This window comes from Cyanobacteriota bacterium (assembly GCA_025054735.1).
Classification (GTDB): Bacteria; Cyanobacteriota; Cyanobacteriia; order SKYG9; family SKYG9; genus SKYG9.
This window is the reverse complement of the sequence record JANWZG010000246.1, coordinates 1-6057: the sequence shown is the minus strand read 5'-3', so window position 1 is coordinate 6057 and position 6057 is coordinate 1. Positions and strand designations below refer to the sequence as shown.

At 47.5% G+C, this 6057-nt stretch carries 9 protein-coding genes; 5 read left to right on the top strand and 4 right to left on the bottom strand.

The features are described from left to right. The first annotated feature begins 63 nt into the window (after positions 1-63). The 4 genes from psbE to NZ772_12220 are packed head-to-tail and all read left to right on the top strand — an operon-like array spanning position 64 to position 756. On the top strand, positions 64-315 hold the full coding sequence (gene psbE / locus NZ772_12235; GenBank protein ID MCS6814317.1) for a cytochrome b559 subunit alpha: 252 nt from the start codon (positions 64-66) through the stop codon (positions 313-315). Positions 316-332: 17 nt separating this feature from the next. After that, positions 333-467 carry a cytochrome b559 subunit beta gene (gene psbF / locus NZ772_12230; GenBank protein ID MCS6814316.1) on the top strand — a complete coding sequence of 45 codons (135 nt, stop codon included), beginning with the start codon at positions 333-335 and terminating at the stop codon, positions 465-467. A 9-nt stretch (positions 468-476) separates the two neighbouring features. After that, positions 477-596, top strand: a complete 120-nt coding sequence (locus NZ772_12225) for a photosystem II reaction center protein L (GenBank protein MCS6814315.1) — start codon at positions 477-479, stop codon at positions 594-596. Positions 597-636: 40 nt separating this feature from the next. After that, positions 637-756 carry a photosystem II reaction center protein J gene (locus NZ772_12220; GenBank protein MCS6814314.1) on the top strand — a complete coding sequence of 40 codons (120 nt, stop codon included), beginning with the start codon at positions 637-639 and terminating at the stop codon, positions 754-756. A gap of 162 nt (positions 757-918) precedes the next feature. On the opposite strand, the gene NZ772_12215 is transcribed toward NZ772_12220, so the two are convergent. The 3 genes from NZ772_12215 to NZ772_12205 form a co-directional block, all read right to left on the bottom strand. Further along, positions 919-1674 (bottom strand): phycobilisome rod-core linker polypeptide, encoded by a 756-nt coding sequence (locus tag NZ772_12215; GenBank protein ID MCS6814313.1) that lies wholly within the window; start codon positions 1672-1674, stop codon positions 919-921. 297 nt (positions 1675-1971) lie between these two features. Then, positions 1972-2496 carry a universal stress protein gene (locus NZ772_12210; GenBank protein MCS6814312.1) on the bottom strand — a complete coding sequence of 175 codons (525 nt, stop codon included), beginning with the start codon at positions 2494-2496 and terminating at the stop codon, positions 1972-1974. 151 nt (positions 2497-2647) lie between these two features. Next, positions 2648-3547, bottom strand: a complete 900-nt coding sequence (locus NZ772_12205) for an ROK family protein (GenBank protein ID MCS6814311.1) — start codon at positions 3545-3547, stop codon at positions 2648-2650. A 159-nt stretch (positions 3548-3706) separates the two neighbouring features. Between NZ772_12205 and NZ772_12200 the strand changes: the two genes are divergently transcribed. Then, positions 3707-4537, top strand: a complete 831-nt coding sequence (locus NZ772_12200) for a Uma2 family endonuclease (protein ID MCS6814310.1) — start codon at positions 3707-3709, stop codon at positions 4535-4537. Positions 4538-4776: 239 nt separating this feature from the next. On the opposite strand, the gene NZ772_12195 is transcribed toward NZ772_12200, so the two are convergent. Next, positions 4777-6057 (bottom strand): ammonium transporter (locus NZ772_12195; protein ID MCS6814309.1); only part of this gene is annotated, 1281 nt, incomplete at its 5' end.

Here is a 6057-nt window from a genome sequence, read left to right as displayed (position 1 = left end):
TTGCAATTCATTGCGTATCTGTAACCGCAAATCATATCCGTAATTTAGGGAGAGGATTTAACAATGGCTTCAGGTTCTACTGGAGAGCGTCCATTCGCTGACATTATCACTAGTGTTCGCTACTGGGTCATTCACAGCATTACAATTCCAGCCTTGTTTATTGCTGGCTGGTTGTTTGTAAGCACTGGCTTAGCCTACGATGTGTTTGGTACTCCTCGACCCAATGAGTACTTTACTCAAACACGACAAGAGCTACCGATCGTCAGCAGTCGTTACGAAGGTAAACAGCAGATTGGCGAGTTTTCAAAAGAGTAAGGTGAGAGTTATTGACTATGACAAGTAACAATCCTAATCAGCCAACTACATACCCAATTTTTACAGTTCGTTGGTTGGCAGTTCATACGCTGGCAGTACCCACAATTTTCTTTTTGGGTGCGATCGCAGCCATGCAGTTTATTCAACGGTAGGGAGGCATTATGGAACGGACTCCAAATCCCAATAAGCAACCAGTTGAGCTTAACCGAACATCACTGTTTTTAGGCTTGTTGTTGGTGTTTGTACTCGGCATTTTATTCTCTAGCTATTTCTTTAACTAGTTAGTCTTAGTTGATCTATTTGTACAGAGAGGTGATTGTTGTGTCTCAACCTGGACGTATCCCCCTATGGCTTGTTGCAGTTGTTGCTGGCTTAGGTGTGCTTGCGATTGTTGGATTATTTTTCTACGGTGCTTACGCTGGACTTGGCTCATCTAACTAGACAGATGGGTTTGTCGGGTAAGTTATCGGCAGGTTATAGATGTATCAAATCCAGACGTAGGTGCATGGCTGGTAGTTGCACGATAAAGAATAAAAGAGCTTAAGGCATAGGTGCTTTAAGCTCTTTTTAATTAACTGTCTAGTGTTATGCGTAAGACGTAAACTATCTGCGGTAAGGCACTGTCTTCTCAATGTCAATATTGACCGCAGAAATACGCTGGGGTGGGTTGCTGCGCGGATTAATGCTCCGTGCCATGTCTAGAAATAGTGCTGGGTTACCTGCCTTGGGCTGCCGATCTTGAGGCACGTAGCTACGAACAACTGTCTGCCAGATCACTTGTGGGAAGCCTAGCTTAGCTCGGTAGTAAGCATCATAACGAGGAGATTTGATGTTGAAGGGCAGTTCACCTTCACTGCGTCCTGGCAATATACGCCGCCGCTGATAAGGGACAATGTTTTCGCCAAAGTTCTCAAGGTACTCTTGGCTGTTGAGTAGCTCATCAACAAACCCCTTGACACCCTTGGTCATAACCACAGCCGACCAAGCAATTTTCTCGCGCTCACTGTATACTCGCCGCCCTAAGACCTTCTCAACACAGTGCTCCACAAAGCGATAGTTACTGTTCTTGTCGTAGAAGCTATCAATAAAGGTCTTAGATAGCAACAATCCACGGATAAAACCACGAACAGTAATCTGTCCATTGCGAAGTTGAGATTCCAGAGCTATCTCTCGATCCCAAGCAAATGCATGGAAGAATATTTGACGATAGGCTGCTTCGATTAAAGCATCCATGTCAGAGCCGAAGAGCAGGTTATCCGTTGTAAAAATCCTGGGCTGCTCGTCGCCTGGTACAGTTTCAAAACTAGCTACGCGCTGGTTGTTAGTGGTGGGAGAGTATTGTAAGAGAGGAATAGCCACGTTAATAAAAGCCCCTTTTTACACAACTTCATGAGTGTACTCATTATCATACGGGAGGCGGAGACCCATTATTCGGTTTAGTCTGATAAACATTACATATCTTAATTTGAGGCTTAGAAATCTGAAAACCTTATCCTGAGAGTTAAATCATTGATGCCATCGACGAATAGTTTCCTGAAACTTTAGGCGAGTCTTGGCTGCTTTGTTAGTACCAGTTGCCACTAAGTGACGCAAGTGAGTCATGCAAGATAGTGGCAAACCATGCCAAACAGAGGCTTGTTTAATGTTAATGATTGGCTAGGATGCAACTGCATCGATAGAGTGAGCTGGACGCGATGAAGACGTTAATGCTTGAAGTGCAATCACTGAACAGGGGGCATGATGCAGAACGTAGTTACTAACGCTACCCAGTAGTAGTTCACTTAGGCCTGATCGTCCCCGCCGCCCCATTACGATTAAGTCAGCTCCCCAAGTTCTAGCAACCTGACAAATAACCCGTCCTGGATTACCGCAGATCTGCTCCACTTCAACGGACAAACCAGATGCTCTAGCTGTCTCTGCATGAGTATGTAGCCACTGTAGTCGCTCTTCCTTGAAGGCATCCCACTGCTCTCGATAATCACGCCACGATGCTTCTGTCATGGTGAAGTAGTAGTCTAATCCTACATACTGAGGCAAGTTAGGGCTTTCATTTTCTTCTGCGGACAAAACATGCAAAAGCTTCATGTCGGCTTGGGCAGCTTTTGCTAAAAAAAGTGCTCGATCAAAAACTTGCTCAGCCATGGGAGAGCTATCTGTTGCAACTAGAATCTTTGTGAACATAACAGCAACCTTATGTATCTGAAAGCTCTTCTATCTCAATTATGGCTGTTGCTTAAGTTAAGTCAGAGTAGTCGTTGCAGACCGTAACTCTAAGTGCTAGAAGTGCTAGGGCAATTTCTGTGGTGTATGGTGATTGGTAGGCGCATGGATATTAGCTGGAGATTGATTTATCAACAAGTTGCCACGCTAGCTTAGCTGCTCCTACAATGCCAGCTTGGTTCCCTAATTCTGCGATTAAGATTTGTAAGCCAGATTGAGCGCTGTGAAACACTCGTTGATGAACTTCAGCCTGTACAGTGGGTAAAAAAAACTCTGCGCTGGCACTGATGCCACCCCCCAACACAACTGCTTCTGGGTCGAATATGTAGATTAAACTAGCCAGCCCGGCACCCAAGTCCCGCCCATAAGCCTGCCAAAACTGTAGCGCACTAGGGTCTCCTGCCCGCGATCGAGCATCTAGTTCTCGTGGTTCCAGCCCAGTACGCCGACGAATAGCCTGAGCGGAGACATACTGCTCTAGGGAACCTCTATTGCCGCTGTTACAAGCAGGCCCATCAGGATTGAGCGTAATCAAGCCCAGCTCGGCTCCTACTCCCCGACTGCCCACAAACAACTGACCATCTAAAATCACCGCACCACCAACACCAGTTCCTAGAGTGAGCAGGATGAGATTCTGAAACCGCCGACCTGCACCTAGCCAAGTTTCACCCAAGCCCGCACAGTTAGCATCATTAGCTAAGGTTACGGGTCTACCTACCGCTGCTTCCAGCCAATCAGCCATGGGCACCATTTGCCAATTACTCAGGTTAATAGCAACCAGAGAGACACGTCCTGTAGCATCAACAGGGCCAGGCATCCCGACACCGATCGCTTTCCCGTTTTGGTAAGGATCCACCTGTGCGATCGCTGTCACCATTGCTGTCAACACAGCATCAGGCGTTGCTGGCTGGGGAGTTGCTACTGTTAATGCCTGGAGACAGTTGCCATCTCGATCAAAGCGTCCCAGTTTAATTGCAGACCCCCCTAAATCAACACCAATAACTTGATCCACCACTACCTCACTAGAACACTATCCAGTTAGCGCTAGTCACCAGCAGCAGTTCTGCTTTGTTATTGCTTGCTGCGATAACCTTTAGTTTTTGTCTATAATCTAGAACCATGCTAGCAGTCAGACCTCTGTACCCATCACGTTAGTTAAGGATTTTACCCGATGGTGCTTCACGTTAACCCTGTACAAACTACGCCGATCGTCACGTGGGAGGCTTTGCCTGCTGATTACGTCTTACCCGATGACCCCGTGGAAAATCTTCAACAACCATCCTTAGCAGCGGCTTTGACCGATGCTCTAGGGGCCAATGGCCTAATTCAGCCAGATATGTTGATTGCCGCTAACTTTGGGTTAGTAGCTACTGTAAATAAAAAAATAGTGGTCAAAGCGCCAGACTGGCTATATGTCCCCCATGTGCAGCCTGTGGCACCTGGCACTATCCGTCGCAGCTATACTCCCTATCTTCAAGGAGATCCTGTAGCTGTGGTCATGGAGTTTTTGTCTGATGAAGACAATGGGGAACTGTCCATGCGATCAACTCCTCCCTACGGCAAACTTTACTTCTATGAGCAGATCCTGCAAGTTCCTAACTACGTCACGTTTGATCCCTATGAAGAACGGCTGGAATTGCGACGTTTCCACGATGGTCGTTACCAGTCTCAAACCAGTAACGCAAGTGGACATTTCTGGATCCCAGAATTAAATTTGTTTCTAGGAACTTGGCGAGGAGAACACCTAGGGCAAACTATGACTTGGCTGCGCTGGTGGGATGTCCATGGTAACCTGCTTCTATGGAGTGCTGAGCAGGCTGAGCAAGAGCGTCAGCGGGCCGAGCAAGAGCGTCAGCGGGCCGAGCAAGAACGTCAGCGGGCCGAGCAAGAGCGTCAGCGGGCTGAGCAAGAGCGTCAGCGGGCCGAGCAAGAGCGTCAGCGGGCTGATATTTTAGCAGCCAAGTTACAGGAGCTAGGTATTGATCCAAACACGCTGAAGTAGGTAAACTCTTGTAGTCTCAGATATATCCTAAGACACATATAGCTGTTGTAGGGATAACATGAGCGCGGTGTCTCCTTAGCTCTGGTAGCGGGAGGCGAAAAACAGATTCAAAAACATTGAAAAACAAAATGGGAGATGTCTTGACGAACATCTCCCGCACCATTCAACCACAGAGGAAATCTATCAAATTTTAGATGCCATATCTGCAATCAATCAGCAGACACTTGCTAGTTATTCTCTTAACCAGGGCTAACAACGCTTTCACCTTCAGGGATGCTGCCAGTAGATGGTTCAGGCTCTTTCAAGAAGCCACTGTAAGCTTGCATACCGTGCTCGCCTATATCCAAGCCTTCCAGTTCTTCTTCACGAGTAACTCGCATCCCGAAAATCGCCTTCAGAACATACCAGAAGATAAAGCTTAACAACACAGTGAGACCACCCACTGACAAGATACCTATTAACTGCGTAACAATTTGACCAGGGTTGCCAGCAATCAAACCTTTAGGGCCGGCATTTAGCCCTTGGCCAAAAATACCAACAGCCAAGGTACCCCAGGCACCATTCACTAAGTGAACAGAGATAGCACCAACTGGGTCATCAATGCCAATCTTGTCAAAGAAAATCACCGAGAAGACAACGATGATACCACCAATCGCACCAACAATGACGGCAGGCCAATTGCCATAAAAGGCACAACCTGCCGTAACCGCAACCAGACCAGCCAGGATACCGTTGATAATCATAGATAAGTCAGGCTTACCGAAAACCATCCAAGCGGTGATAGTTGCAGCAATGCCGCCCGCAGCGGCTGCCAAGTTCGTAGTCAAGGCAATGTGAGCAATCGCGCTGCCGTCACCAACCCCCATAGTCGAGCCAGGGTTGAAACCAAACCAGCCAATCCATAGAATCAAACAGCCTAGCGTAGCAATGCTTAGGTTGTGACCAGGGATAGCTTGGGGCTGACCATTGACGTACTTACCAATACGAGGGCCGAGAATCGCAGCACCAACTAGAGCTGCCCAACCGCCAACTGCGTGAACAACAGTAGAACCTGCAAAGTCCCAAAAACCTATCTTGTAGAGCCAACCGCCACCCCAGACCCAATGCCCGGTAATAGGATAGGAAATACCCACCAACAGCAGGCTAAAGATCAGAAAGTCAATAAACTTGATACGCTCCGCCACTGCGCCAGATACGATCGTAGCAGCCGTGCCAGCAAAAGCAACCTGGAAGAGAAACTTAGCTGCTAGTGGTACGCCAGTCCAATTCAAAGAGCCAAAAATACCCTTGTAGTCTTCGCCAGTTGCGGGGCTATTGTCTGGGCCAGCGAGGAAGAAACCAGTCGTGCCCATAAAGGCATTACCATCACCAAACATTATGCCAAAGCCAATTGCCCAGAATGAAATTGTTGCCAGCGCAAACACAATCAAGTTCTTAGACAAGATGTTGACCGCATTCTTTTGACGGCAGAAGCCAGTTTCCAACATGCCGAAACCAGCATTCATAAAAATCACCAGGAC

Excerpts from the sequence above, each read along its gene's own strand:
- NZ772_12225 (MCS6814315.1), top strand. The coding sequence starts at position 477 with ATGGAACGGACTCCAAATCCCAATAAGCAACCAGTTGAGCTTAACCGA.
- psbE (MCS6814317.1), top strand. The coding sequence starts at position 64 with ATGGCTTCAGGTTCTACTGGAGAGCGTCCATTCGCTGACATTATCACT.
- NZ772_12210 (MCS6814312.1), bottom strand. The coding sequence starts at position 2,496 with ATGTTCACAAAGATTCTAGTTGCAACAGATAGCTCTCCCATGGCTGAG.
- psbF (MCS6814316.1), top strand. The coding sequence starts at position 333 with ATGACAAGTAACAATCCTAATCAGCCAACTACATACCCAATTTTTACA.
- NZ772_12200 (MCS6814310.1), top strand. The coding sequence starts at position 3,707 with ATGGTGCTTCACGTTAACCCTGTACAAACTACGCCGATCGTCACGTGG.